The sequence below is a fragment of the Geodermatophilaceae bacterium NBWT11 genome (assembly GCA_014218215.1).
GTDB lineage: Bacteria > Actinomycetota > Actinomycetes > Mycobacteriales > Geodermatophilaceae > Klenkia.
Genome location: CP043652.1, coordinates 4,255,971 through 4,281,004 on the forward strand (window position 1 = coordinate 4,255,971; position 25,034 = coordinate 4,281,004).

Annotated in this window: 22 protein-coding genes and 2 pseudogenes; 13 read left to right on the top strand and 11 right to left on the bottom strand. The window is 76.0% G+C overall.

The window, feature by feature from the left end; translation table 11 throughout:
- The first annotated feature begins 27 nt into the window (after positions 1–27).
- On the top strand, positions 28–327 hold the full coding sequence (locus tag F1C76_20630) for a helix-turn-helix transcriptional regulator (GenBank protein ID QNG39433.1): 300 nt from the start codon (positions 28–30) through the stop codon (positions 325–327).
- 10 nt (positions 328–337) lie between these two features.
- Here the strand turns inward: F1C76_20630 and F1C76_20635 are convergent, their stop codons facing one another.
- Both F1C76_20635 and F1C76_20640 read right to left on the bottom strand, forming a co-directional pair.
- The gene (locus F1C76_20635) at positions 338–1,057 is read right to left on the bottom strand and encodes a GAF and ANTAR domain-containing protein (protein QNG38630.1); all 720 of its coding nucleotides are present in this window, start codon (positions 1,055–1,057) and stop codon (positions 338–340) included.
- 49 nt (positions 1,058–1,106) lie between these two features.
- Positions 1,107–2,331 (bottom strand): annotated as a pseudogene (locus F1C76_20640) (DUF222 domain-containing protein).
- A gap of 241 nt (positions 2,332–2,572) precedes the next feature.
- On the opposite strand from F1C76_20640, the gene F1C76_20645 reads away from it, so the two are divergent.
- Complete coding sequence (locus F1C76_20645; GenBank protein ID QNG38631.1) at positions 2,573–2,974, top strand: VOC family protein; 402 nt, start codon at positions 2,573–2,575, stop codon at positions 2,972–2,974.
- A 13-nt stretch (positions 2,975–2,987) separates the two neighbouring features.
- Here F1C76_20645 and F1C76_20650 read toward each other — a convergent pair whose 3' ends face one another.
- Positions 2,988–3,368 (bottom strand): VOC family protein, encoded by a 381-nt coding sequence (locus F1C76_20650; protein QNG38632.1) that lies wholly within the window; start codon positions 3,366–3,368, stop codon positions 2,988–2,990.
- A gap of 60 nt (positions 3,369–3,428) precedes the next feature.
- Between F1C76_20650 and F1C76_20655 the strand changes: the two genes are divergently transcribed.
- A complete protein-coding gene (locus F1C76_20655) occupies positions 3,429–3,878 on the top strand; it encodes a MarR family transcriptional regulator (protein ID QNG38633.1) in 450 nt (149 codons plus the stop codon).
- A 47-nt stretch (positions 3,879–3,925) separates the two neighbouring features.
- Here F1C76_20655 and F1C76_20660 read toward each other — a convergent pair whose 3' ends face one another.
- Positions 3,926–4,624, bottom strand: a complete 699-nt coding sequence (locus F1C76_20660; GenBank protein QNG38634.1) for an alpha/beta hydrolase — start codon at positions 4,622–4,624, stop codon at positions 3,926–3,928.
- Between the two features lie 73 nt (positions 4,625–4,697).
- Between F1C76_20660 and F1C76_20665 the strand changes: the two are divergent.
- Positions 4,698–5,258: pseudogene (locus tag F1C76_20665) on the top strand (TetR/AcrR family transcriptional regulator).
- 176 nt (positions 5,259–5,434) lie between these two features.
- The gene (locus F1C76_20670; GenBank protein QNG38635.1) at positions 5,435–7,318 is read left to right on the top strand and encodes a SpoIIE family protein phosphatase; all 1,884 of its coding nucleotides are present in this window, start codon (positions 5,435–5,437) and stop codon (positions 7,316–7,318) included.
- A gap of 49 nt (positions 7,319–7,367) precedes the next feature.
- On the opposite strand, the gene F1C76_20675 is transcribed toward F1C76_20670, so the two are convergent.
- The 3 genes from F1C76_20675 to F1C76_20685 form a co-directional block, all read right to left on the bottom strand.
- Positions 7,368–7,757: a hypothetical protein gene (locus F1C76_20675; protein QNG38636.1), complete on the bottom strand. Its 390-nt coding sequence runs from the start codon at positions 7,755–7,757 to the stop codon at positions 7,368–7,370.
- A 73-nt stretch (positions 7,758–7,830) separates the two neighbouring features.
- Positions 7,831–8,712 carry a hypothetical protein gene (locus F1C76_20680; protein ID QNG38637.1) on the bottom strand — a complete coding sequence of 294 codons (882 nt, stop codon included), beginning with the start codon at positions 8,710–8,712 and terminating at the stop codon, positions 7,831–7,833.
- Positions 8,713–8,908: 196 nt separating this feature from the next.
- Positions 8,909–11,314: a phosphoketolase family protein gene (locus tag F1C76_20685; GenBank protein QNG38638.1), complete on the bottom strand. Its 2,406-nt coding sequence runs from the start codon at positions 11,312–11,314 to the stop codon at positions 8,909–8,911.
- Positions 11,315–11,456: 142 nt separating this feature from the next.
- On the opposite strand from F1C76_20685, the gene mgtA reads away from it, so the two are divergent.
- The 3 genes from mgtA to F1C76_20700 are packed head-to-tail and all read left to right on the top strand — an operon-like array spanning position 11,457 to position 17,052.
- The gene (gene mgtA, locus F1C76_20690) at positions 11,457–14,069 is read left to right on the top strand and encodes a magnesium-translocating P-type ATPase (protein ID QNG38639.1); all 2,613 of its coding nucleotides are present in this window, start codon (positions 11,457–11,459) and stop codon (positions 14,067–14,069) included.
- On the top strand, positions 14,066–14,590 hold the full coding sequence (locus F1C76_20695; GenBank protein ID QNG38640.1) for a flavodoxin: 525 nt from the start codon (positions 14,066–14,068) through the stop codon (positions 14,588–14,590). The genes mgtA and F1C76_20695 overlap by 4 nt, the downstream gene beginning before the upstream one ends.
- Positions 14,263–17,052, top strand: coding sequence for an HAD-IC family P-type ATPase (locus tag F1C76_20700; GenBank protein ID QNG38641.1), 2,790 nt, complete (start codon positions 14,263–14,265; stop codon positions 17,050–17,052). The genes F1C76_20695 and F1C76_20700 overlap by 328 nt, the downstream gene beginning before the upstream one ends.
- 34 nt (positions 17,053–17,086) lie before the next feature.
- Here F1C76_20700 and F1C76_20705 read toward each other — a convergent pair whose 3' ends face one another.
- From F1C76_20705 to F1C76_20720, 4 genes are read right to left on the bottom strand one after another with little or no spacing between them, the layout of a single operon-like run.
- On the bottom strand, positions 17,087–18,775 hold the full coding sequence (locus F1C76_20705) for a SulP family inorganic anion transporter (protein QNG39434.1): 1,689 nt from the start codon (positions 18,773–18,775) through the stop codon (positions 17,087–17,089).
- Positions 18,772–19,698 (bottom strand): universal stress protein, encoded by a 927-nt coding sequence (locus F1C76_20710; protein ID QNG38642.1) that lies wholly within the window; start codon positions 19,696–19,698, stop codon positions 18,772–18,774. The genes F1C76_20705 and F1C76_20710 overlap by 4 nt, the downstream gene beginning before the upstream one ends.
- Positions 19,695–20,438: a hypothetical protein gene (locus F1C76_20715; GenBank protein ID QNG38643.1), complete on the bottom strand. Its 744-nt coding sequence runs from the start codon at positions 20,436–20,438 to the stop codon at positions 19,695–19,697. Before F1C76_20715 ends, F1C76_20710 begins: the two co-directional genes overlap by 4 nt.
- Positions 20,435–21,469: a hypothetical protein gene (locus F1C76_20720; GenBank protein QNG38644.1), complete on the bottom strand. Its 1,035-nt coding sequence runs from the start codon at positions 21,467–21,469 to the stop codon at positions 20,435–20,437. Before F1C76_20720 ends, F1C76_20715 begins: the two co-directional genes overlap by 4 nt.
- A 564-nt stretch (positions 21,470–22,033) precedes the next feature.
- Between F1C76_20720 and F1C76_20725 the strand changes: the two genes are divergently transcribed.
- The 5 genes from F1C76_20725 to F1C76_20745 all read left to right on the top strand — a co-directional run bounded on the left by F1C76_20725 (position 22,034) and on the right by F1C76_20745 (position 25,027).
- Entirely contained in the window at positions 22,034–22,666 is a 633-nt protein-coding gene (locus tag F1C76_20725; protein ID QNG39435.1) for a universal stress protein, read from the top strand.
- A gap of 38 nt (positions 22,667–22,704) precedes the next feature.
- Positions 22,705–22,920: a hypothetical protein gene (locus F1C76_20730; GenBank protein ID QNG38645.1), complete on the top strand. Its 216-nt coding sequence runs from the start codon at positions 22,705–22,707 to the stop codon at positions 22,918–22,920.
- Positions 22,921–23,102: 182 nt separating this feature from the next.
- Positions 23,103–23,396: a DUF4342 domain-containing protein gene (locus tag F1C76_20735; GenBank protein QNG38646.1), complete on the top strand. Its 294-nt coding sequence runs from the start codon at positions 23,103–23,105 to the stop codon at positions 23,394–23,396.
- Between the two features lie 359 nt (positions 23,397–23,755).
- Complete coding sequence (locus tag F1C76_20740; GenBank protein ID QNG39436.1) at positions 23,756–24,388, top strand: hypothetical protein; 633 nt, start codon at positions 23,756–23,758, stop codon at positions 24,386–24,388.
- 201 nt (positions 24,389–24,589) lie between these two features.
- The gene (locus tag F1C76_20745) at positions 24,590–25,027 is read left to right on the top strand and encodes a universal stress protein (protein QNG39437.1); all 438 of its coding nucleotides are present in this window, start codon (positions 24,590–24,592) and stop codon (positions 25,025–25,027) included.
- Positions 25,028–25,034: the final 7 nt, after the last annotated feature.

Sequence of the window (25,034 nt, forward strand, 5' to 3'; positions counted from 1 at the left end):
TGCTCCGCCGGTCCGTTGAGCGGTGGCATGCCCGCCGAGGAGGCCGCCGAGCTGGCCCGGGTGCTCAAGGCCCTGGCCGATCCGGCCCGGTTGCGGCTCCTGTCGCTGGTCGCCGACAGCCCCACCGCGGCGGCCTGCGCCTGCGACCTCACCGAGCCCCTCGGGTTGTCCCAGCCCACCGTGTCCCACCACCTCAAGGTGCTGGTCGAGGCGGGCTTCCTGGACGGGGAGAAGCGCGGGGTGTGGACCTGGTACTCCCTGGTGCCCGACGCCGTCGAGCGTGCGGTGACCGCGCTGCCCGGCCTGGGGCGGCTGGCACGGGCCTAGACCGCCGCCCTCAGTGCCGGTCGGTGGGCAGGGTGCCGGTGGAGGCGAGGTCGTCGGCGATGTCGCGCAGCTTGCGGTTGGTGACCGAGGAGGAGCGCACCAGCAGCCCGAACGCCTCGTCGGCGGTCACCTTGTAGCGCTCCATCAGGATGCCCTTGGCCTGCCCGATCGCGTCGCGGTGGGTCACCCGGCCGTACAGCCCCTCCTCGCGCTGCGCGCCGGCCAGCGCGATCGCGGCGTGACTGGCGAGCATGCGTCCGAACTCCACGGACTCGTCGTCGAAGGCGTGCGACTCCCGGGCGTAGAGGTTCATCGCGCCCAGTTGGTCGCCCTGCACGAACAGCTGCAGGCAGAGCATGCTGCCGACCCCGGCGGCGGCCGCGGCCACGGTGAAGGCCGGCCACCGCGGGTCGCCGGCCACGTCGTCCACCCGGACGACCAGTTCGTCCCAGACCGCGTCCAGGCACGGACCCTGCTGGAGGCGGTTCTGCAGGGCGTCGACCTCTCGGGGGAGCTCGCTGCTCCAGGCGCGGGCCTCGACGGTCGTGCGGCCGATGACGAAGCTGATGCCGCAGTCCTGGACGTGCGGCACCACCGACACCGCCGCGGTGGTGATGGCCTGCAGGGTGGCGTCGGTGTCGCCGTGTTCCTCCTGCAGCTGGCGGGCCACCCGGCTCATCACCGAGCCGAGGTCGTCGTCGCTGGCCGCGCCCTGCTCGTCCGGCGTCATCTGTCGAACGTACGGCCACCCGGTGGACGACGGGTGGTCGTCCGGGGGCTCAGGGGTCGAGCATCGGCCGGTCGAGGACGATCTCGATGCCGTCGGGTCGGTACGTACGCCAGCGCTCACCGGGTGGCGCCCCGTCATCACGGTCGACGCGGAACCCGTGGTGGACCTTGGTGTGGTGGCGTTCGCACAGCAGCGCCGAGTTCTCCAGCGAGGTGTCGCCGTCGTCGCGGAGCCACTCGGCGAGATGGTGGACGTCGCACCAGTGGGGGGGCGTGGCAGCCGGCGAACACGCAGTGCCCGTCCCTGGCTTCGACGGCCTTGCGGATGTGCGGGGGGACGACCCGCTTGGTGCGCCCGACGTCGAGGGGGAGCCCGTCGGGGCCCATGACGATGCGGGTGACTGCGGAGTCGCAGGCGATCCAGCGGGCCCTCGCGGCGGAGATGGTGGCGCCGAAGCCGGTGGCGGCGGTGTCGTGGCCGGTGGCGGGGTCCATGAGGTCTTCGAGGTCGATGGTGACCATCACCTGCGGCTTGACCGTCCGCAGGAACGGCAGGTCACCCGCGGCGAGGGTGTTGTCGGCCCACTGCGCCAGCGCATCGGCCTGCTGCTGGGCCCGGTTCGGCCACCCCCAGGGGCCCGCGGCGAGCTTGCGAGTCGCGGGGAGGGGGTGGTCCTTCTACTTCTCGAACCCCACGGCGTCGAGCTCGAAGCGCCCGGACCCGGAGCCGTTGGCGTTCCGGGTCAGGGTGAACCGGCGCTCCTCGGTTGGGTCGGGCTCCGGGCCGTCAGGGTCCAGGGCGTTGCGGAACGCGTTCACCGCAGTCGCGAGCTTCGCGTGCGGCAGCGTGCGTGCGACCTCGGTCCAGGCCTCGTCAAAGGCACCGAGGTCGACGTCCTGCTCCGCGGCCGCCGCGATGTCACACGGCCGCAGCGCGTCGGCCACGACCCCGACCTGAGCCGCGGTCACCGCTCCCTCGGCGAACGCCGCCTCCAGCCGCGGCAGGTGCTCCAGCACCCGTCCGGCCCTCACCACCGCGGAGGCGGCACCGGCCGACCAGTGGTGGTGTCCGCGCAGCAGCGACTGCATCGTCCTCAGCCCGTCGTGCTCGGCGGCGTCGACCACGTCGGCGTGCCGCACGGTGCGGGTCAGCTCGGCGTTGAGCCGGTTGATCGACTGCACGAGCTCCGCGGTCCGGTCGACCAGCTGACCGTCGACCAGGGCATGCAGGTCGTCGCCGGCGAGGGCGTCCAGAGCAGACCGCAGTTCGCTCACGACACCTCCCGGGCTGTTCGATCAGGTGTTCGAAGTCCATCGCGGGTGAACGGTCCAGGCGAGGGAAATGGCCAGCTCAGAGGGGGTGTGGGTGGGTTGCTGTCGCGTCGTCACCCCTCGTGTCGCTGCGGCGGCACCGGGTCCTCGCTGTCACCGGGCCTGCCCGGTCGGGCAGTTGTGGCCGGGCCCAGGAGGGAGTCCAGTGGGGGCGTCCCGAACACCGTCGTCCGGAGGTCCTCCCGTGCCGTCCTTCCCCCCGATCGCCCACGTCGCGGTGACCGTCACCGACCTGGCCCGCTCCACCGACTGGTACTCCCGGCTCTTCGGCGCGGACGCGGTGCTGGACGAGGACGAGACCACCGGCGGTTTCCACCACACGGTCTTCGCCCTCGACGGCGGCTCGCTGTTCGGCCTGCACACCCACGGTGCCGAGCAGACCACCGACGCCTTCGACGCCCGGCGCACCGGCATGGACCACGTCGCGTTCGCCTGTGCGGACCGGGCCGCCCTCGAGCAGCAGGCCGCCCGGCTGGACGAGCTCGGCATCCCGCACGGCGGCATCGTCGACGCCCACTACGGCTCGGGCGTCTCCTTCACCGACCCCGACGGCATCGCCCTGGAGTTCTTCGCGCCCCCGGCCTGACCCCCGCGGCCGGTCAGGCCGGCGCTGCCTGGTGCACGGTGATCGCGTAGCCGTCGGGGTCGCTGAAGGTGAAGGTGCGGCCGAACGGCGAGTCGAACGGGGCGACCAGGACCGGGACCTGCTGGGCGGCGAGGTGGTCGTGCAGGCCCTGGGCGTCGTCGGCGGCCAGCCAGAGGGCGACCCCGGCCCCGGGTCGGGGGCTGACCGCGTCCAGGTCGAGGCCGGGGAGGGGCTCCCGGACGGCGAAGGCGATCGGGCTGGTGGTGAACACGACCGCCCCGGGAGGGCCGGCCGGGGCCCGTGTCAGGCCGAGGTGGGTCTCGTAGAACTCTGCGGCGCGCTGCACGTCGCGCACCTGGAGTGCGATGAAGTCGGGTCCGGTCACAGTGGGCACGTCGTCTCCTCGGTCGATGTCAGGTTCCTGACACGCATGAGGCTATGTCAGACTCCTGACATGGCGCAAGAGGTGGACCTGGAGAGCTCCGTCGGCTACGCCCTCAAGCAGGCCTCCTCGGCGCTGCGGGGTGCGATGGACACCGCCCTGGACCCCCTGGGGCTGACCGTCTCCCAGTACTCCTGCCTCGAGCTCCTCGGTCAACGACCCGGGTTGTCCGGGTCGGAGCTGGCCCGCGGGGTCTTCGTGACACGGCAGTCGATGCAGACCCTGCTGCAGGGCCTGCAGGACCGGGGCCTGGTGGAGCGCCCGGAGTCCGCACCCCACGGTCGGGCGCTGCCCGCCGGCCTCACCCGGCGGGGGGCGGCGGTGCTCGCCGAGGCCAGCCGGGCCGTCGCCGCCGTCGAGACCCGGATGGTCCAGGCGCTGCCGGACCGCGACCGGAGGCGGCTGCTAGCCGACCTGCGCACCTGCGTCACGGCACTCGCCGGCCCCGTCGAGGGCGACTGATCGACCGCCGGCGGTCGGTCCGCCCGACGTCGTCGCGCGGACGCGGGTCAGTCCCGGCGGTCCAGCAGCAGGTCGGCGACCGCCTGCGGGCGGGACAGGAAGGGGTGGTGCCCGGCGTCCAGCTCGACGACCTCGTCGGCGCGACGGGCGAACTCCCGCTGCGCCGAGGCCGGGGTGCCCCGGTCTCCCGTGCACACCAGGTACGTGGTGGGCACGTCGTGCCAGGCCGCGGCCCGGACCGGCGCGCCCACCACGCCTAGGCTCTGCCGGGCCAACCGCTCCAGGGCGGCGGGGACGACGTCGGGACAGTCCTGCAGGAAGGTGTCGGCCAGGGAGTCCGGTCGGACGCCCAGGGTGCCGGACCCGCCGTCGGGGTCGAGGAAGGGCGCGGGGTCGGGGCCGCCGAACGTCGCGAGGCTCTCCCCGACCTCGGGCAGGTAGCTGGACACCAGCAGCAGTCGGCGTACCGAGGTCACCCCGGCGGCGGCCTCGGCGATCACGATCCCGCCGTAGCTGTGCGCGACCACGACCGTGGGCTCGTCGCTGCTCTGCAGCACCGCCCGGACGGCCGCGACGTCCTCGGCCAGTCCGGGGCCGTCCGGTCCGGCCGCCCGGCCGGTCTCGCCACAGCTGGGCAGGGCGGGCGCGAGGCTGACCACCCCGTGGCGCTGCAGCAGCTCGTCGGTGCGGTGCCACCACCAGGCCCCGTCGCGCACACAGGCGCCGTGCACGAACACGATGCGCATCGGGTCTCCTCCACCGTCGGGCCGTCTCGTGGGGACGCTAGACGTACCGCTCGTTACGTGAAAACGTGCCGGCGTGGGACGACGTAAGCAGCCCGAGATCAGAGAGCGGTTGCTCGAGGCCCTCACCGACCACGTGCTCGACCACGGGGTGCCCGACCGGCTGCAGCCGCTGGCCGACGCCGCGGGCACGTCGCCCCGGATGCTGCTGTACCACTTCGGCACGCAGCAGGAGCTCCTGCGTGCGGTACTGCGGCAGGCGCGGCTGCGCCAGCGGGAGGACTGGGGGAACCTGCTCCGGGCCCGCGCGGGGGAGGACTACCGGACGACGCTGGCCCGCGCCTGAGCCGGGATCACCGGCAGCTCCGGTCAGCGCTACCTGGCCGTGTTCGACCGGCTCCGCGAGGACCCGGCGCAGCAGCTGTGGCCCGGCTTCCGCCGGGAGGCCACCACGGACTGGTTCGCCCCCCTGGAGGAGGGTCTGGCCGCTCTGGGTCGACCTGAGCTCGCCACGCTGGTCCTCGCCGTCATCCGTGGGCTGGTGATGGACCTGACCACCACCGGTGACCGCAGCCGGGTGGACGCCGCGTTCGAGGACTTCCTGGGCTCGCTGCCGACAGGATCGACCGGGGGCTGAGGGCCGGCCGGCCGCGTTCGGCGCCGTGGCCGCTGTCCCGGGTGTGTCGGGTCTGCTCTACTGATCGACAGCGGCTCCAAGAGCGAGGGTCGTGGTCGTGTCCGGACCCGTCGACACGACTGCGCGTGCCCTCGTGAGTCCGTGCACCTCTCGCCCCAGTCAGGCGCGCTGCCCCCTTGTCCGTCCGCACCCCGCCCGCCGCCGCCGCCGTCCCGTCCACGGGCACGCCCGCGGCGCGGTCCGCCGCGTCGGCACCGACCGACGCACCCCCCGATCCCCTCGGCGGGCCCCGTGACCCCGGGCCGACGGCGGAGCGCCACCAGCCCCCTGCGCTGGTGGCGTTCCCTGTCGCCGACCCGTCGGTCCGGGGACACCCCGACCCCATCCGACAGCTCCGCGAGGACGCGGTCGTGGCCACCGACGTCTGCTTCGTCATCACCGACCCGCGCCAGCCCGACAACCCGGTCGTCTGGGTGAACCCGGCGTTCACCCGGGTCACCGGCTGGACCGAGGAGGAGATCCTCGGCCGCAACTGCCGCGTCCTCCAGGCCCCGACCGCCGACCCCGCCGCGGTCGCCGAGCTGCGGGCCGCGGTGGCCGAGCGGCGGCCGACCACCGTCACCGTGCTGAACCGGCGCCGCGACGGCACCGAGTTCTGGAACGAGCTCACCGTGACCCCCGTCTTCGACGTCGACGGCGAGCTGGTCAGCCACGTGGGCGTGCAGGCCGACGTCTCCACCCGGGTCCGCGCGGAGGGCGAGCGGCTGCGGGCGCTGGAGGCCGAGCGGGTGGCCCGACGGCACATCGAGCAGGCGCAGAACCGGCTGCTGCTCATGGCCGAGGGCACCAGCCAGCTGGCGGCCACGCTGGACGGCGACGAGCTACTGCGACGCCTGGTCCGGTTGTGCGTGCCGGGCCTGGCGGACTGGGCCTGGGCCGTCGGGCTCACCGAGTCCGGCACGGTCGGTGGGGTGGCGGCTGCGCACGTCGCCGGACGGGAGGACGAGCTCGAGAGGCTGGGTGCCGGGCTGACGGGACGGCCGGTGGCCCCGGGGTCGGCGGCCGAGGCGGCCGTCGCGACCGGTCGGCCCCGGGTGGACCCCGACGTCACGGCGACCGGTCCGTCCGCGGTCTTCCGCACCGAGCAGGAGGTCGAACTGGCCACCGGGCTGGGGCTGCACTCGGTGTTGACCGTCCCGATGGTGGCCCGGGGGCGCACCCTCGGCGTGCTCACCCTGGTCTCCGCGGACGGCCCGCCCGACAGCGAGGACGTCGGCGTGGCCACCGACCTGGGACGACGGGCAGCGATGGCCATGGACAACGCCCGGCTGTACCAGCAGGAGTTCTCCGTCGCCGAGACGCTGCAGCGGTCGCTGCTGCCCGCACTGCCCGTCGTCCCCGGGGTGACCGCGCACGCCCACTACCAGGCGGCGTCGTCCACCGCGGCCGTCGGTGGGGACTTCTACGACCTCATCGACCTGCCCGACGGTTCCGTGGCCCTGGCCATCGGGGACGTCGCCGGGCACGACATCGACGCCGCAGCGCACATGGGCCAGCTCCGCGGGCTGCTGCGGGCCTGCGCCTTCGAGGCGCCCGACCCCGACCCCGCCGCAGTGCTCAACCGGCTGGACCGCCTGGTCCTCGGCCTCCGGCTGCAGACCCTGGCCACCCTCGCCTACGCCCGGGCGGTCCGGCTGCCCGACGGCGGCGGGTGGCGACTGCAGGTGGCGACGGCCGGTCACCCCCCGCTGGTGGTGTGTGCGCCCGACGGCGCCGTCCGGCAGCTCGACGAGGTCCGCGGGCTGATGCTCGGCGTCACCACCGAACGGACCCGGTCCTCCACCGTGGTCGACGTCCCCCGGGGGACCACGGTGCTGGCCTACACCGACGGGCTGGTCGAGCACCGCGGGGCCGACCTGGACGAGGGCACCGCCGACCTCCTCGCGCTGCTGGCCGCCCTGGGCCCGCGGCCGGACCCCTCGGCCGTCACCCGCGCGGCGATGACGCTGGCCGACAACCGGCTCGACGACGTGGCCTGCATCAGCCTCACGCTGCACTGAGCGGGCGCGCCGGCCCCCGTCCGGACAGCTCGGGTGGGGGAGGGGCGGCTCAAGCGACCAGGCCCTCCAGCAGACAGGTCGAGCCAGCGACGCGGGTGCTGGTCACTGACAGGTGGCTGCGCAGCTCGGCGATCAGGCCGGCGTCCTCGTGGGGGAGCGTGGCCAGCACGCGCTGCCGGGGCGCCAGCGACGCGTGGGTGAAGGCGGTGCGCACGAGCTCCCCGCGGGTGTCGGCGGTCAGGGCGTGGGCCGCGACCCAGAACCGGACGACGACCTGGGGCCCGGCGACCACGTCGGCCTGGGCGACGGTCACCCCGCCGCTGACCACGGACACCTGGTCGGGGCCGGTCATGGAGACGGTGGCGACGGGGAGCGCCCCGTCGGTGGCTCGCGTCCTCGGGTCGGTCCAGCGGTGTCGGTCGTCGTTCTCCGAGGTCATGCCGGTGACCCTGCCCGCAAGGCGCCCCGGTGACGAGGGTCCGACGTCCCGGACCGCCCGCCGTTCGACCCGGTCACCGGCCGACCAGCTCCCGGGCCTCCGCCGTGGATCGGGCCTGCTGCAGGGCGTCGTCCCCGGGCACCACCAGCACCGGGCAGGACGCGCGCAGCAGGAGGGTGGACCCGGTGCTCGAGGTGGGCCGGCCCGCGCCCCGCACGCGCCGGCCGACCACCAGCACCTGCGCCGCCGTGGCGGCCTCCAGCACGAGGGTCGTGGCGTTGGCCGCCCGGGCCTCCACGTGCACCCGCAGGAGAGGGAGGTGGTGCCGGACCCGGTCGACGAGCCGTTCGAGGAGCCGCTGTTCGGCAGTGAGCACCCCGGGGGTCGACAGCCGCGACATCCGGCCGTGCACGACGTGCAGCACGGCGCCGCGCAGGCACGCCTCGTCGGCGGCGACCCGCAGCAGCACCTCGGTGCCGGGCAGGCAGTCCAGGCCGACCACGACGGAGCCGGCCGGGCGGCCGGTCCCGCGGTGCAGCAGCAGCGGCGCGTGCGCGTGCCGGACGAGCTCATCTCCCACAGCGCCCAGGCCCGGGCCGCCGGTGTGCTCGCCCAGCACGACCCGCTCGGCCGTCGCCGACTCGACCGTCAGCTCCTCCGCCGTGCCGCCCCGTCGCACCGCGGCGGTGACCTGCTGGCCGGGGAGCAGGGTGGCCAGCTCGCCGCGCAGCCGGTCCAGCTCCACCCCGGCGTGCTGCAGGGCCACCCCGTTGCCGCGCTCGTCGACCGGGTCCTCGCTGGGCAGCGGCACCACCCGGACCAGCCGCAGCGGCGCACCGAGCTGCTGCGCGGTCCGGGCCGCGGCGTGCGCGGCAGCCAGCGAGGCGGGGGAACCGTCCACCGCGGCCACCACCGGTGCTGTCGTGGCGGCAGCGGGTGCCGCGGGCAGGGTCATGGCCCCAGCGTCCCGACTCCGGGCCGTCGTCCCCAGTGCCGTTGGCCCCCACCGGGTCGCTGTGACGACCCCACCCGCCACCCCCCCCCGGCGTTGATCAGGGTCGACGACCAGAGTGCGTCCTCCTCCACCGACGCCGGTGGAGGAGGACGCACGGTGCTCGTCGGAGCTGATCAACGCCGAGCGAGGGGGGCGGTCAGCCGGACCAGGTCCACTCGCGGATCTCGGGCAGGTCCTGGAAGTGCTCCCGGACGTACGCGTGGTGACGGGCGAGCTGGTCCCGGCAGGTCGCGGCCAGCTCGTCGGCGCCGGTCAGACCCGCCGGGGCGTGGGCGAGGGCGAGCAGCACCAGGTGGTAGCGGCTCATCCGGTTGAGCACGACCATGTCGAAGGGCGTCGTGGTGGTGCCCTGCTCCTCGAAGCCGCGCACGTGGAAGCGGTCGGTGTCCGGTCGCCCGTGCAGGAGCTGGTGCACCGCCCGCGGGTAGCCGTGGAAGGCCACGACCACGTCGACGGTGTCGGTGAACAGCGAGCGGAACACGTCGTCGTCGAAGCCGTGCGGGTGCACCGCACGGGGCAGCAGGGCCATCAGGTCGACCACGTTCACCACCCGCAGCGCCAGGTCGGGCACCCCGTGCCGCAACAGCTCGGCGGCGGCCAGCACCTCCAGCGTGGGGACGTCGCCGGCCGCGGCGAGGACGACGTCGGGGTCGCCGGTCGTGCGTTCGGTGCCGGCCCAGCGCCACACCGACGCCCCGGCCGCGCAGTGGGCCTCGGCCTCGGGCAGGGTCAGGAACTGCAGGTGCTCCTGCTTGTCGGCCACGACCAGGTTGACGTGGTCGGTGCTCTGCAGGCAGTGCCGGGCGATCGACAGCAGGCAGTTGGCGTCCGGCGGCAGCCAGACCCGCACGACCTGGGGGGACAGCGGCAGGACGGTGTCGATCAGCCCCGGGCCCTGGTGGCTGAACCCGTTGTGGTCGTTGCGCCAGCACGTGCTGGTCAGCAGCACGGTCAGGCTGGACACCGGCTCCCGCCAGGACACCGCGGCGGCGTGCTGCAGCCACTTGACGTGCTGCACCACCATCGACGCGCTGACCATCGCGAACGCCTCGTAGGTGGCGAACAGCCCATGCCGGCCCGAGAGCAGGTAGCCCTCCAGCCAGCCCTCGCACAGGTGCTCGCTGAGCACCTCCATCACCCGGCCGTGCGGGGAGAGGTGGTCGTCGGTGGGCAGCACCTCGGCCTGCAGGCACCGGTCGGTCACGTCGAAGACCGACTGCAGGCGGTTGCTGGCGGTCTCGTCCGGGCTGAACAACCGGAAGGTGCCGCCGCCGTCGGGCGTCGTCGTCCGCCGGTAGACCTCGGCGAGCAGCTCGCCGAGGGGGTGCGTGGTCTCCCGGGAGACGGTCCCGGGGCTGGGGACGTCGACGGCGTAGCCGGCCAGGGCGGGCAGGTCCAGGGGACGTCGGAGCCGGCCGCCGTTGGCGTACGGGGTCGAGCCCATCCGCAGGTCGCCCAGCGGGGCCAGCGCGGCCAGCTCGGGGGCCAGCCGGCCGCCGGGGAACTGCTGGTCGGGGTCGTAGCTGCGCAGCCAGTCCTCCAGCAGCGCCAGGTGCGCGTCGTCGGTCTGCACTCCCGTCAGCGGCACCTGGTGGGAGCGCTGGGTGCCCTGCACCTGGATCCCGTCGACCACGTCGGGCCCGGTCCAGCCCTTGGGGGTGCGCAGGACGATCGCCGGCCACCCCGGCCGCAGGTCCTCCCCGCCGCTGCGGGCGTGGGCCTGGATCTCCCCGATCCGGGTGTGTGCGGCGGTCAGCGCCGCCTGCAGGTCGGTGAACACCAGCCGCGGGTCGTCCCCGGAGACCACGACCGGCGCCCAGCCCTGGCTGGCCAGGTAGGCACAGACCTCCTCGTTGGAGGAGCGGCCCCACACGGTCGGGCCGCTGATCTTGTAGCCGTTGAGGTGCAGCACCGGCAGCACGGCGCCGTCCCGGCGGGCGTCGAGGAACGCCGGGACCTTCCACGACCCCGACAGCGGACCGGTCTCGGCCTCGCCGTCCCCGACCACGCAGGCGACCAGCAGGTCGGGGTGGTCGAAGGCGGCGCCGGCGGCGTGCACGAGGGCGTAGCCGAGCTCGCCGCCCTCGTGGATCGACCCCGGGGTGGGGACGCCGACGTGGCTGGGGATGCCGCCGGGGGTGGAGAACTGCCGCACCAGCGCCCGGACGCCGGCCCCGTCGGGGCCGACCGCCGGGTACAGCTCGCTGTAGGTCCCCTCCAGCCAGGTGCAGGCGACCAGGGCCGGCCCGCCGTGACCGGGGCCGGTCACGTAGAGCACCTCCTGCCCGGTCCGGCGGATCAGCCGGTTCAGCTGCACGTACAGCGCGGACAGCCCGGGTGAGGTGCCCCAGTGGCCCAGCAGCCGCGGCTTGACGTCGGTGTGCGTGAGCGGCCGGTCGAGCAGGGCGTTCTCGGTCAGGTGGATCTGACCGACGGTGAGCAGGTTGGCCGCGGCCCACCACCGCAGGTCCAGCTCGAGCTCCTCCACCGGGTACGGGTCGGCGGGGTCGAGCGCGGAGGACACGGGGGAGGCCGACGACATGCCCGCGACGGTGCCGCGCGGCCGGTCGTGGGCGACGGGGTCGCCGGGCCCCGGCCAGGGGGTCGGAGGGCCCTGTCGGCCCGGGCCGCGTCCACGCACCCTGGTGGCCGGTCGTCACCACCGAGACAGGCGAGGAGCACCGATGACCGCCCTCGCCACCCGCCCGCCGACGTCCGCGACCGCCGACGCCGCCACCTGGAGCACCGCCGGCACGCTGCGCGCCCTGGACGTCGACCCGGCCGTCGGGGTGCGCGACGGGGAGCTGGACGCCCGCCGCGCCCGGTCCGGGCCCAACGCCGTCACCTCGCACCGCGCCCGGGCGCTGCCCGCGCTGTGGCACCAGCTGGCCTCACCGCTGCTGGGGCTGCTGCTCGTGGCGGCGCTGGTGTCCGCGGCGGTGGGGGAGCGCGGCGGGGCCGCCACCATCGCGGTCGTCATCGCCCTGTCGGTCGGTCTCGGCTTCGGCAACGAGTACCGGGCCGAGAAGGCCGCCGAGACGTTGCACGACCAGGTCCGGCACACCACCGTGGCACTGCGCCAGGGCCGTCGGCACGAGGTCGACGTGACCGGGCTGGTGCCCGGTGACCTGGTCGACATCGGCCTGGGCGACGTCGTCCCGGCCGACCTGCGGCTGCTCGCGGTGACCGGGCTGGAGTGCGACGAGTCCGTGCTGACCGGCGAGTCGGTGCCCACGGCCAAGGGCGTCGAGCCGGTGCCGACCGGCACGCCACTGGCCGAGCTCACCTGCTGCGCGCTGATGGGCACCGTGGTCGCCGCCGGCAGCGGGCACGGCGTCGTGGTGGCCACCGGGGCCCGCACCGAGTTCGGCAGCGTCACGGCCGGCCTGGACACCCACCCGCTGGACACCCGCTTCCAGGTCGGGCTGCGCGACTTCTCGGTGCTCCTCGCCTGGGTCGCCGGGGTGCTGTCGGCAGTGGTGCTGGTGGTCGACGTGGTGCTCGGCCGCCCGCTCCTGGACGCCGTGCTGTTCTCCCTGGCCATCGCCGTCGGCATCACCCCGCAGCTGCTCCCGGCCGTGGTCTCCAGCAGCCTGGCCGCCGGCTCGCGACGGCTGCGCCGACGGCACGTGCTGGTCAAGCGGCTGGTCTGCATCGAGGACCTCGGGGACGTCGACGTCCTCCTCACCGACAAGACCGGCACCCTCACCACCGGCCGTCCGGTGTTCCTGCGCGCCGTCCCGGCTCGCGGGAACAGCGCTGACGAGGTGCTTCGCTGGGGCCTGCGGGCCGCCGAGACCGTGGACGGCACCGGTGGCAACGCCCTGGACCGGGCGCTCTGGGCGGCGGCCACCCCGGGCGAGGTGAGCGAGCGCCTCGCCCTGGTGCCCTTCGACCACGCCCGGCAGCTCGTCTCCGCGCTGGTCCGCACCGCCGACGGCACCTGCGTGGTGGTCACCAAGGGCGCCCCCGAGGTCGTGCTGGACCGCTGCACCGCCGTCCCCGCAGGGGTGGCGGCCGCCCTGGGCGCGGAGTTCGCGGCCGGCAACCGGGTCGTCGCCGTCGCCACGCGGACGGTGCCGGCCGGGCACCTGCTCACCACCGCCGACGAGCACGGCCTGACCCTGCGGGGGCTGCTCGTGGCGAGCGACCCGCCGAAGGCCGACGCCGCGGCCGCGCTCGCCCGCCTCGCCGCGCTCGGCATCTCCGTCAAGGTCGTCACCGGTGACGCCGCCCCGGTCGCCGCGCACGTCTGCCGGGAGCTCGGGCTCGACGACACGGTGCTCACCGGCGCCGACCTCGCCGGCCTGGACGACGACCAGCTGGCCGCCGCGCTGCCCACGACCACCGTGTTCGCCCGGGTGGGCCCGCAGGACAAGGCCCGGATCGTGGCCGTGCAGCGTCGCACCGGGGGCGGGGTCGCCTTCCTCGGGGACGGCGTGAACGACGCACTGGCCCTGCACGGGGCCGACGTCGGGATCTCGGTGGACAGCGCCACCGACGTCGCGAAGGACGCCGCGGACGTGATCCTGCTCCAGAAGGACCTGGGGGTGCTGGCCGACGGGGTCGCCGAGGGGCGCCGGATCTTCGCCAACACGGTCAAGTACGTGCTGATGGGCACCTCGAGCAACGTCGGCAACATGGCCTCGGCCGCCGGCGCGTCGCTGTTCCTGGGGTTCCTGCCGATGCTGCCCAGCCAGATCCTGCTGAACAACCTGCTCTACGACACCAGCCAGCTGGCCATCCCCACCGACCACGCCGACGACGAGCAGGTGCGCCGGCCCGCGCACTGGGACCTGGCCTTCATCCGGCGGTTCATGCTGGTGTTCGGCCCGCTCAGCTCGCTGTTCGACGCGTTCACGTTCGTCGTCCTGCTGACCGTGCTGCACGCCGGCCCGACGGAGTTCCGCACCGGCTGGTTCGTGGAGTCCCTGGCCACCCAGACGCTGGTGGTGCTCGCCATCCGCACGCGGCGGGTGCCGTTCTGGCGCAGCCGGCCCTCGCTCCCGCTGGTGCTCGCCGCCGTCGGCGTCGTCACGGTGGGGGCGGTGCTGCCGGCGACCCCGCTGGCGCAGGCCCTCGGCTTCACCCCGCTGCCCGGCGTCTACTACGCGGTCCTGGTCGGGTTCGTCGTGGGCTACCTGCTGCTCATCGAGGTCGGCAAGGCCGCCTTCTACGCCACCGCCCGCCGGCCCGGCCCGGCACGACCCCGTGACCCCCGCCGGCACCTGCGGCGGCGGGCGGCCCGGTTCTCCTCCACGCACCGCACGGTCCAGGCACCGCGGAGGGTCCGGTGACCGCAGCGCCCCGGGTGCTCGTCGCGTACTCCAGCCGGCACGAGGCCACCGCCGAGATCGCCCGCTGCCTCGCTGACGCCGTCCGGTCCGGGTCGGGGGACACCGCGGTGGTCGACGTCCGGGACGTCGTCGACGTGCCCGACGTGGCCGGCTGGGACGCGGTCGTCCTGGGCAGCGCCGTCTACGCCGGCCGGTGGACCCGGGAGGCCCGGGACGCCGTCGAACGCTGCGCGGTCGAACTGGGGCGACGCCCGGTCTGGCTGTTCTCCAGCGGCCCGGTCGGCGACCCGCCGCGCCCGGACGCCGACCTGGTCGACGTCGACGAGGAGCTCGCCCTCACCAAGGCCCGGGAGCACCGGGTGTTCACCGGTCTGCTGGACCGCGACCGGCTGAGCGCGGTCGAACGACTGGTCACCCGGCTGTTCCGGGCCGGCACCGGCGACGGCCGGGACTGGCCGGCGATCCGCGCCTGGGGGACGGCGATCGGGGTCGAGCTGACGGCCGGGGCCACGACCCGGTGACCGTCGTGACCGACAGCGGGCTCCGGGCCTGGGAGCGGCCCGGAGCCGACGTCGTCCACGACCTGGGGTCGGACCCCGGGCACGGGCTGACCGCCACCGAGGCGGCCCGCCGACTCGCCCGGGACGGGCCCAACGAGGTGCCGGTGCACCCGGCGCCCCCGCTGTGGCGGTCGGTGCTGGGCCAGCTCACCGACGTGCTGGTGCTCGTGCTGCTCGGTGCGGCGGTGCTCACCGCGGTCACCGGCGACCTCGTCGACACGGCGGCGATCCTGCTGGTGGTCACGGTGAACACGGTGCTGGGTGTGGTGCAGGAGCGGCGCGCGCTGCGCGAGGTGCGTGCCCTGGACGACCTGGTCGCCCCCCGTGCCCGGGTGGTCCGGGACGGCGCCGACCACTGGGTGCCGACCCGCGAGCTGGTCACCGGGGACCTGCTCGGTCTCGCGGCCGGGGACGTGGTGGGCGCGGACGCCCGCCTGCTCACCGCTGTCCAGCTGCAGGTGGACGAGGCGCTGCTGACCGGGGAGTCCCAGCCCAGCGACCGCGATGCCGACGCACTCGCCGCGGCCGACGCCCCGGCCGCCGACCGGGCCGGGATGGTGCACGCCGGTGCCACCGTGCTGCGCGGCTCAGCCCGGGCGGTGGTCGTGGCGGTCGGTGCCGGCACCGCGATCGGCCAGGTCGCCGCGCTGGTGGCCGGCCACCGCTCCCCGCAGACACCGCTGCAGCGCCGGCTCGCCGCGCTGGGCCGCCAGATCTCGCTCGCCGTGGCGGTCGCCTGCCTGCTCTTCGTCGCCTCCGGGCTGCTGCGCGGCCAGCCCTGGGAGACCACCGTCGTCGCCGCGGTGGCCCTGGCGGTCGCCGCCGTCCCCGAGTCGCTGCCCGCCGTGGTGACCCTGGCGCTGTCGGCCGGGGCGGGCCGGATGGGCCGCCGCGGCGCCGTCGTCCGGTCGCTGCCCGCGGTGGAGACCCTGGGCTCGGTGACCCTCCTGGCCACCGACAAGACCGGCACCCTCACCCGCGGCGCGATGGTCGTCGACCGGGTCTGGACGGCCGACGACGGCGACGTCGCGCTGCCGGCCGACAACCCGGCCGTGCGCGCCCTGCTGGCCGCGGCCGCGCTGTGCAACGACGCCGACCCGACCGGGGCCGGACCCGGCGGGGCCCGGGGCACCGCGGACACCGAGACCGCGCTGGTGCGTGCGGCCAGGGACGCCGGCTGGGACGTCGGTGCGCTGCGGGCTGCCCACCCGCGGGAGTCCGAGGTGCCCTTCGACGCGGTGGTGCGCCGGATGACCACGGTGCACCGGGAGCCCGACGGCACCCGGCGCACCCTGGTGAAGGGCGCACCCGACGTGCTCCTGCCCGCAGGCGCCGCCGGCCGGGACGTCGCCGACTCCTGGGCCGACGACGGTGCCCGGGTGCTCGCCGTCACCGAGGACGGCGTCCTCCTCGGACTGGTCTCGATGGCCGACCCGGTGCGCCCGGAGGCCACCGACGCGGTCACGGCCCTGCACCGCGCCGGCATCGACGTCGTCCTGGTCACCGGTGACCACGCCGGCACCGCCGCCGCCGTCGCCCGCCGGGTCGGGGTGCTCCGGGCGGGGGAGGGGCCCGCGGAGCGGGTGCACGCCCGGGTCGAACCGGCCGGAAAGCTGGAGCTGGTCACCGGCTGGCAGGCCGCCGGGCACGTCGTGGCGATGACCGGGGACGGGGTGAACGACGCCCCGGCGCTGCGCGCGGCCGACATCGGGGTGTCGATGGGTCAGCGGGGCACCGAGGTGGCCAAGGAGGCCGCGGACCTGGTGCTGGTCGACGACAGCCTGGCCACGGTGACCGCCGCGGTGGCCGAGGGCCGGCGGGTGTTCGACAACGTGCGCCGCTTCGTCGGCTACGGCCTGGCCGGCGGGCTCGCCGAGGTGCTGGTCATGCTCGCCGGCCCGGCGATCGGCCTGGCCCTGCCGCTGGTGCCGGCCCAGGTGCTCTGGATCAACCTGCTCACCCACGGCCCGGTCGGGGTCGCGATGGGCGGGGAGCCGGCCGCCCCCGACGTCCTGGACCGGGCGCCCCGGGACCCCGCGGTCGGGGTGCTGGACCGGTCGCTGGTCACCCAGCTGGTGGCCAACGGGCTGGCCGTGACCCTGGTGTGCCTGGCCGTGGCCGGGCTCTCCCGGGCCGCGGACGGACCGTGGCAGACCCAGCTGTTCGTCACCCTCGCCGTCGCCCAGCTGGCCCTGGCCCTCGCACTGCGCCCGGCCGGGGCCTGGGCCCGGCCGGACGGCGGGATCCCGTGGCTCCCCGTCGCGGTCGGGGTCAACCTGCTGCTGCTCGTGGCCGCGGTCCTGCTCCCGGGGCTGTCGGACCTGCTGGGCACCGAGCCGCTGGCGCCGGTGGAGACCCTCGCCGCGGTCGGTGCGTCGCTGGTGCCCGCGGCCCTGGTGGTGCTGGCCCGCAGGCTGCGCTGACTCGGGGTCCGACACCGGGACCCGTTGCTCGACGTCACGGAGCGCTGGGCGGCAGGGCCAGCTCGCGGGCGCGGGCGATGGCCGAGGGGGTGTCGGGGAACACGAGGCCGGCCGCCCGGAGATGGGCGCCCACACCCAGGGCGTCGAGCACCGCGTCGTGGGTGGCGGAGATGCCCGAGAGCACCACCGTGATGCTGCGCCGCTCCAACCGCCCGACGGCGTCGCCCAGGACGTGCGCCCCGGTGGCGTCCAGCGTGGTCACCCGGCTCATCCGCAGCACGACCACCCGCACCTCGGCCAGGGTCGGCAGCTCGAGGAGCAGCTGGTGGGCGGCGGCGAAGAAGAGCGGTCCGTCGATCCGGAAGGCCACCACGTGCCGGTCCCGCAGGTCCTGCTCCTCGGCGCTGTGGTCCCCGGCCTCCAGCGGCACCTGCTCGACCCCGGCGGTGCGGGCCACCGACCTCAGCGCCAGCAGGACCGCGACGGCCAGGCCGACCCCCACCGCGGTCACCAGGTCCACGGCCACCGTCACCCCGAAGGTGACCAGCACGATGGCTGCGTCGGCCCGGGTGGAGCGCAGCAGCGCCCGCACCGAGCCCACCTCCACCATCCGCACGCAGGTCGCGAACAGCACGCCGGCCAGTGCGGCCAGCGGGATGCGGGACACCAGGGGTGCGGCGACGAGCACGACCAGCAGCAGCACGAGCGAGTGCGTGACGGCGGCCAGCCGCGACCCGGCACCGGCCCGGACGGCGACGGCGGTGCGGGCGATGGCCCCGGTGGCCGGGATGCCGCCGAACACCGGAGCGGCCAGGTTCGCCAGCCCCTGACCGAAGAGCTCCCGGTCCGGGTCGTGCCGTTCGCCGACGCTCATCCCGTCGGCCACGGTGGCGCAGAGCAGGCTCTCCAGGGCGGCCAGCGCGGCGATGGCCAGCGCGGAGGGCAGCAGCACCCCCACCGCGGAGACGTCCAGGAACGCCAGCGACGGCGCGGGCAGCCCGGAGGGCAGCGTGCCGAGGGTGACCAGGCCCAGGGGGAGGGCCGCGGCCAGCCCGGTCGCCAGCACCACGGCGACCAGCGAGAAGGGCAGGCCCGGGCGCCACCGCGCGCCCAGCAGCATCACCGCCGCCACGGCCAGGGCGGTCAGCGGGGCGGCCGGCTGGAGGTCGGCGGCCGCCCGGACGACGGCGTCGGCGGCGCGGGTGACCACGTGCTCACCGGTGGCGTCGGTGACCCCGAGCGCGGCCGGCACCTGTTGGAGCGCGATCACCACGGCTATCCCGGCGGTGAACCCCTCGACGAGCGACACCGGCAGGAACCGGACCACCCGACCGAGCCGGGCGACCGCGAGCAGCACCAGGACGACCCCGGCCATCGCGCCCACCATGAGCACCCCGGTCGGCCCGAACGCGGCCACCACCGGCACCAGGACGACGGTCATCGCCCCGGTCGGCCCGGTGACCTGCAGGTTCGACCCGCCGAACACGGCGGCGACGATGCCGGCCACCACGGCGGTGGCCAGGCCGGCCTGTGCGCCCAGGCCCGACGCGACCCCGAAGGCCAGCGCCAGGGGCAGGGCCACCACGGCGACGGTCACCCCGGCCACTAGGTCCCGCCGCGGCCGACGGCGCACGGCCGTCAGGTCGGCCGGGCCCGGGAGGAGCGCTCGGAGCCGGGCCGCCGCCGCCCGCACACCCCGCGCGGTCGTGCCCGGAGCGGTCAGGCCTGCACCGGCTCCGGGGCGGCCGCGGCGCGCACGTCGGCCACGGCGGGCAGCGGCACCACCAAGACCGGGCACCCGGCCCGGTGTGCCGCCTGACGGGTGGTCGCCCGGACCTCCTCGTCCGCGGGCACCGCCGGCCGGCCGACGACCAGGAGCTGGGCCGTGTGGGAGGCGTGCACGAGAGCGGGGCCGGCCCGGCCCACGACGACGGTTGCCTCGACGTCCAGGCCCGGGGTGTCGCGCCGCAGCGCCGCCACGAGCCCGTGGACCACGGCCTGCTCGGTCGTGGTGGTGGCGCGGGCGTCGAGGAGCCACTGCACGGGGGTGCCGGCGTCCTCGGTGAGCTGCGGCCAGGTGTGCAGGACGTGCAGCGACGTCTGACGCAGGACGGCCTCGCGGGCGGCGATGGCCAGCACGTGGGCGCTGCCGGGGCCACCGTCGACCCCGGCGACGACCCCGGTGGGCAGCCCGCTGAGGGCCTCCCGGCTCCGGTGGACCAGGACGGGGCACGGGGAGCGGCGGACCAGGGCCGCGGTCACCGATCCCAGCGTGGCGCCGCTGTGCCAGGCCTGACCGTGGGCCCCGACCACCAGCAGTGCGGCGTCGGCGGCCGCAGCCCGCAGCACCGCCACCGGTTCGCCGTCGACCAGCCGGGCCTCGATCTGCCCGGCGGGCAGCCGCTGGGCCAGCTGGGCGACCAGCCACGTGAGCCGGACCTGCGACGAGCCGTGGGCGGCCGACCGTCCGTCGACGTCGACGGGCAGACCGGTGACCCCGGCGGTCGGCCAGTCGAAGGCCCGGACGACGACCAGGTGGGCGCCCGCGGCGGACGCGGCGACGGCGGCGGCGTGCGCGGCCTCGTCGGAGCCGGTGGACCCGTCGACACCGACGACGACGGTGCGGGGCGTGGTGCTGGGTGTCATCTGTGGTCCTCCAGGACGCGGGGCTGCAGGTGGGCGTTCGGGGTGCGTGTGCCGGTGGGGACCAGCTCGACGGGACAGGGCGGGCGGTGCAGCACGAGGCGGACGGCGCCGCGGGCGTGCCGCCGGTGCGTACCGAGCACGAGGAGCTGGGCGGACAGGGCGGTCGCCAGCAGGGTGGGTCCGAGCGGGGCCCGGACGACCGCCTGCCTCAGCGGCACGTCGGGCCAGTCCTCGGCGCAACCGGCCAACACCTCGGCCAGCGTGCGGTGCTCGTCGGGGAGGAGGAGCCCCCAGTCCACCTCGCCCGGGGTGCTGTGGCGGTCGGGTTCCGGGCCGGTGTCCGACCAGGCGTGCACGGCGAGGACACCGGTGCCACGGGCCGTCGCGGCCGCGAGCGCGGTGTGCAGCAGGAGGGTGTCCGCGGCCCGGCTGCCCGGGCGGGCCGACATCCCCACCACGACGTCGCGCCGGGGTCGACCCACCGGATCCGGGCGGGGGACCACCAGGACCGGGCAGAGCGCAGCCCCGGCGACCGCGAGCCCCGTGCAGGCCCGACCCGGGGACGGCGAGCTCGCACCGAGGACGACCAGGGCGGCCGTCGCCGACGCGGTCACCAGGGTCGAGGGGTTCGAGCGGCCCCCACGCACCAGCAGCAGGGGTCGGAGGCGGCGCAGCGACTCGACGGAAGCCGCCTCCAGCGTGGCCGGGTCGTCGGCGCACACCACCACGGGACGCCTCACGGTCGCTCCGACCCGCCGCGCAGCACGTCCTGCCGGGAGCGGCGCGGGGTCGGGACGGTCACGGCGGCACGACCGATGCGCAGGACGCTCTGCGGCCAGCGGTCCCAGGTGAGGGACGACCGCAGCTCCTGCCGGGTCCGGGGGTCCTCCAGCGCCTGGGTGACCGGACCGGCCACGAAGCCGGCCCGGGTGACCTCAAGCAGCACCCGCTGGAGCGCCTCGCCCGCGCGCAGCCAGGCCTCCTCGTCGTCGTCGACGGTGCTGAGCAGGACGACGGTGGGCTCGGCGCCGTCGCCGGTGGAGACGGGCAGCGCCCCGTCACCGCGGGTGTCGAAGTCCCGGACGGGCAGGTCGTCCCGGGCCGAACCGTCCACGTGGGGCACGGCGGCGGGCACGATGCCGTCCCGGGCCTCGGCCGGCCGGTTGGTCCACCGGCGGAGCTCGGCCCGGTAGGCGGGGTCCTGGTGCTGGCGACCGTCGGCGACCTGGGTCAGCCGGGCCAGCAGCCGGTGCTGCTCGGCACCGACCACCGGCAGCAGCTCGGCACCCTCGGTGGCGGCCGCTGCCCGGAACTCGTCCTCCTGGCCCCGGGTCGGCACCCCGGGGGCGAAGGTCCGGCGGTTGGTGTGCCGGCGCCCCACGACGCGGTCGAGCCCGGCGAGCGCGACGTCGGGCGGGCCGTCCTCGAGTTCGACGACGGCGAGCAGGTCGGGGTCCCCGGCATCGGGCAGCCGGCAGGTCCTGGTCGCGAACCCGTGCGCGGCCAGCGCGACCCGGGCGTTGAGGAGCGCGGCGCCGCAGCTCTGCACCAGCTCGCGCCCGGTCGGGTCGATGGCGGTCAGGTGCCGGGTCCGGTCGGCCCGGACGTCCAGCCGTCGTGGTCGGTCGGCCGGGTGCAGCCGGAACGACCACGGTTGGCTGTTGTGCAGCGAGGGGGCGAGCACCGCTCGGTCGACGGCGGCGTCGAGGGCGCGTCGGGCACGGAGGTCGCCGTCGGCGTCGGTCGTCGTCGTGGGGGAGAGCTCGGCCATGGTGGCTCCTGCCGTGGGGAGCCCCCAGCCTCGCCGCGGAGCCGTGGGTCCGACCCGGGTCGGGGGGCCCGACCCGGCTGCCGAAGGTCCCGGGCAGCGGGACGTTCGACGGTGGGGCGACGGCGGCGGGGCGGCCCAGGCTGGGGCGACCTGCCGGACCCGACCGAGGAGCACCCCGTGACCGCCACACCCCGCACCCACCGCCCCGACGCCGCCTCCGGCACCGTTCCGGGCATCCCCCCGCAGGTGCTGGTGGGCGTCGACGGGTCCCCGGGCTCGCGGGCCGCCGTGCGGTGGGCCCTGCACTGGGCGGCCCGGCACGGCGCCGAGGTCCAGGTGGTCGCCGCGTACCCCACCGTGGCGTCGATGGGCTGGCTGGCCGCCGCGGAGGTGACCGACCTCAGCCGGCTGGACGCCGTGCACGACGACACCTGGTCGAGGGCCCGCGAGGTGCTCGACCAGGTGCGGGAGGAGGACCCGACCGTGCTCGGCGTCCCGGTGGCGATGCACATCGAACCCGGGCACCCCGCCGAGCTGCTGGTGCGTCGCTCGTCGGAGGTCGACCTGCTGGTCGTGGGCACGCGGGGCCGCGGCGTGGTCGCCAGCGCGGTGACGGGTTCGGTCGCCCTGCACTGCGTGAGCTCGGCAGCCTGCCCGGTGGTCGTCGTCCCCGAGCCGGGCGGGTGGGCCGATCCCAGCGTGGGCGTCTCCGTGGTCGCCGGGGTCGACGGCTCCGCGCGCTCAGCTGCCGCGGTGGCCTGGGCGGTCGAGGAGGCCGGGCCGCGGGGGAGGGTGACCGCGGTCCGCGCCTACGGGGTGACCGACCTCTGGTACGACCAGTACCGCGCCGTCACGCCCACGACGGCGGAGCGGGACGCCGCCGAGCTCGCAGCCCTGGAGGAGGGGTTGGCGGGCCTGTTCGAGGCCACGATCGGCGAGCACGCCGAGGTCCACCGGCTCTCCGTCGGTGGCGAGGCGGGCCCGGCGCTGGTGGAGCAGGCCGCCGGGGCCGACCTGCTGGTGGTGGCCAGCCGTGGCCGCGGGGAGTTCCGCGGCCTGGTGCTGGGGTCGGTGGCGCTGTACTGCGTGCTGCACGCGCCCTGCCCGGTGCTGGTGGTCCGGCCCACCGACCGGTCCTGGGCCCCTGGCCGCCTGCGGGCCGCTGGGGTCGCCGCGACCGCCGGGGCGTCGGTGTGAGTGGCTGGTGGGGCGGTCACACGGACGGCTGGGGCGGCATGGGCATGGGGAGCACGGTGCTGGCCGGCCTCCTGCTCGGAGGGCTCCTCCTCGCCATCGCCTGGCTCCTCCTGCGCCGCCCCACGACACCACCGCCGCCCGCGCACGGCGCTCGACCCACCGCGCACGAGGTGCTGGCCGAACGCTTCGCCCAGGGCGACATCGACGAGGAGGAGTACCGCTGGCGGCTGGTCGTGCTGGGGGCCCAGCCGTGAGACGGGTGCGCACCCGGCGGCGTCCGGCCACGGCGCGAGCCGCGCCACCGAGCCCCCTGACACCCACCGGGTCCGCTGCAGGGCAGCTGAGGACCCCGCCCGGGTACTCCGGCACTGGTGGTCGGGGAGGCCGCGGGAGCCACTGGTGGTGGCACACCGGACCCACCCGAGGAGCACCAGACATGACGTCCACCGACGACACCGGACGACCGGGAGCGCAGGCCCACGAGACGACCCGGATCCGCGGCGATGCACTCGCCGCGCGGGTGGGAGCCCTCCTGCGCGAGGGCAACGTGCGGCGCATCGTGGTGAGGGACAGCGTCGGCCACACCGTCATCGAGGTCCCGGTCACGGCCGCGGCAGCGCTCGCCGTGCTGGCTCCCGTGGTGACCGGGGTCGCCGCGTTCGCCGCCCTGGCCGCGGACTGGCAAGTCGACGTCCACCGGCAGGCCGTGCCGATCGTGAGCCCGGCGTGACCGCGCCGCCCGTCGGCCCGCCGCCCCGTCCGCGGGTCGTCATCGGGGTCGACGACTCACCCGGCGCCCGTGCTGGGCTGCGCTGGGGCCTGCCCGAGGCGGTCCGCCGCGGGGCACGCGTCCAGGTCGTGGCCGCGTTCACCATCGACCACTACTGGTCGGCGCCCTACATGGCCGGCGCCTTCCCCTACGAGGAGATCCGGGACGACACCGCCCGGCGGGCCCGCCAGGTCGTCGCCGAGGTCACCGCCGAACTGGTCGCGGCCGGGTCAGCTGGCGTGGACGACCTGACGGTGGACGTCGTGACCGAAGCGGGTTCCCCGGCGCTGGAGCTGGTCGAGCGCTCGCGCGGTGCCGCCCTGCTGGTGGTGGGCTCCCGGGGGCGCGGCTCGGTGCGGAGCCTGCTGCTGGGGTCGGTGTCCCTGCACTGCGCCGGGCACGCGCACTCCCCGCTGGTGGTCGTCCCGGCCTCACCCACGGACGCTGTGACCGTGGGCCGCCGGCGGGTGGTCGTCGGCATCGACGGCTCACCGGCTGCGGCCGCGGCGTTGCTGGCCGCGTTCGCGGCGGCCGCACGTGCCGACGCCGTGGTGGACGTGGTCGCCGCCTACGACGACGGCAGCACCTGGACGTCGGCCGCGGTGTCGCCACCGTCGTCGGTCGACCTGCGGCGCGCCGCCGAGTCCGCCGCTGCGCGGACGTTGGTGGAGGTCCGGGCGGCCGCGGCGGACCTGGACCTGCCCGAGGTCCCGGTGCAGCTGCACGTGGTGGTCGGCTCCCCCGGAGAGGCGCTCGTCGCCCGGGCCGTCGGTGCGTGGCTGCTCGTGGTCGGCAGCCACGGCGCAGGTCAGCTGATGGGGATGGTGCTGGGGTCCGTCGCGCTGCACTGTGCGCTGCACGCGCCGTGCCCGGTGCTGCTCCAGCGCGAGGGTGACCGGCCGGGCACCGGTCGTCCGGGACGACGCCACCTCGCCGCGACGGTCGGGCCGTAGCGGCGGGTCGACTCCCGGGGCGAGGGGCCCGGGGGGTCCGGTGAGGCTCCCGTCCCAGGTCGAGCCGGGGTCCCGGGACCTCCGACCCTGGCCCGGGTGGTCGCCGCCCGACAGCGTGGTCAGCACGCTCCACCGCTGGGGTGGACGACCGTGAGGAGAACCGTGAGCGATGTCCGCGAACACGCCGAGGTGCCCGGTGGGATGGTGGTCGGCCACGACGGCTCGCGGTGCGCGCAGGAGGCGCTGGCCTGGGCGCTCACCGTGGCCGCCCGTGGGCACTGGCCCGTGCACGTGGTGCGCGCCTGGTCGATGACCAGCTGCCCCCGGCCGGCGTCGGCGACGCCCGGGTTCGTGCCGCCGCTGGCCGACTGGGAGGCGTCCGTGGCGGCCGAGCTGCGCGGACACGTCGCCGAGGTGCAGGCCGGCCGGGACGTCGAAGTGACCTGCCAGGTGGTCCACGCGGCCCCGGCCCGGGCGATGGTCGAGGCCTCGTCCGCGGCCGACCTCGTGGTGGTGGGGGCCCGCGGCCGGGGTGGGTTCCGGGGCCTGCTCCTGGGCTCGGTGAGCAACCAGGTGGTCGAGCACGCGCACTGCCCGGTGACCGTCGTCCGGTCGGGCACGGCCCGCCCGTCGGGATGACGGGTCC

Bases quoted from the DNA above. Each gene is read 5' to 3' on its own strand.
- F1C76_20710 (QNG38642.1), bottom strand. From the start codon at position 19,698: ATGACACCCAGCACCACGCCCCGCACCGTCGTCGTCGGTGTCGACGGG.
- mgtA (QNG38639.1), top strand. From the start codon at position 11,457: ATGACCGCCCTCGCCACCCGCCCGCCGACGTCCGCGACCGCCGACGCC.
- F1C76_20730 (QNG38645.1), top strand. From the start codon at position 22,705: ATGGGCATGGGGAGCACGGTGCTGGCCGGCCTCCTGCTCGGAGGGCTC.
- F1C76_20655 (QNG38633.1), top strand. From the start codon at position 3,429: ATGGCGCAAGAGGTGGACCTGGAGAGCTCCGTCGGCTACGCCCTCAAG.
- F1C76_20745 (QNG39437.1), top strand. From the start codon at position 24,590: ATGGTGGTCGGCCACGACGGCTCGCGGTGCGCGCAGGAGGCGCTGGCC.
- F1C76_20680 (QNG38637.1), bottom strand. From the start codon at position 8,712: ATGACCCTGCCCGCGGCACCCGCTGCCGCCACGACAGCACCGGTGGTG.
- F1C76_20735 (QNG38646.1), top strand. From the start codon at position 23,103: ATGACGTCCACCGACGACACCGGACGACCGGGAGCGCAGGCCCACGAG.
- F1C76_20675 (QNG38636.1), bottom strand. From the start codon at position 7,757: ATGACCTCGGAGAACGACGACCGACACCGCTGGACCGACCCGAGGACG.
- F1C76_20660 (QNG38634.1), bottom strand. From the start codon at position 4,624: ATGCGCATCGTGTTCGTGCACGGCGCCTGTGTGCGCGACGGGGCCTGG.
- F1C76_20720 (QNG38644.1), bottom strand. From the start codon at position 21,469: ATGGCCGAGCTCTCCCCCACGACGACGACCGACGCCGACGGCGACCTC.
- F1C76_20685 (QNG38638.1), bottom strand. From the start codon at position 11,314: ATGTCGTCGGCCTCCCCCGTGTCCTCCGCGCTCGACCCCGCCGACCCG.
- F1C76_20635 (QNG38630.1), bottom strand. From the start codon at position 1,057: ATGACGCCGGACGAGCAGGGCGCGGCCAGCGACGACGACCTCGGCTCG.
- F1C76_20630 (QNG39433.1), top strand. From the start codon at position 28: ATGCCCGCCGAGGAGGCCGCCGAGCTGGCCCGGGTGCTCAAGGCCCTG.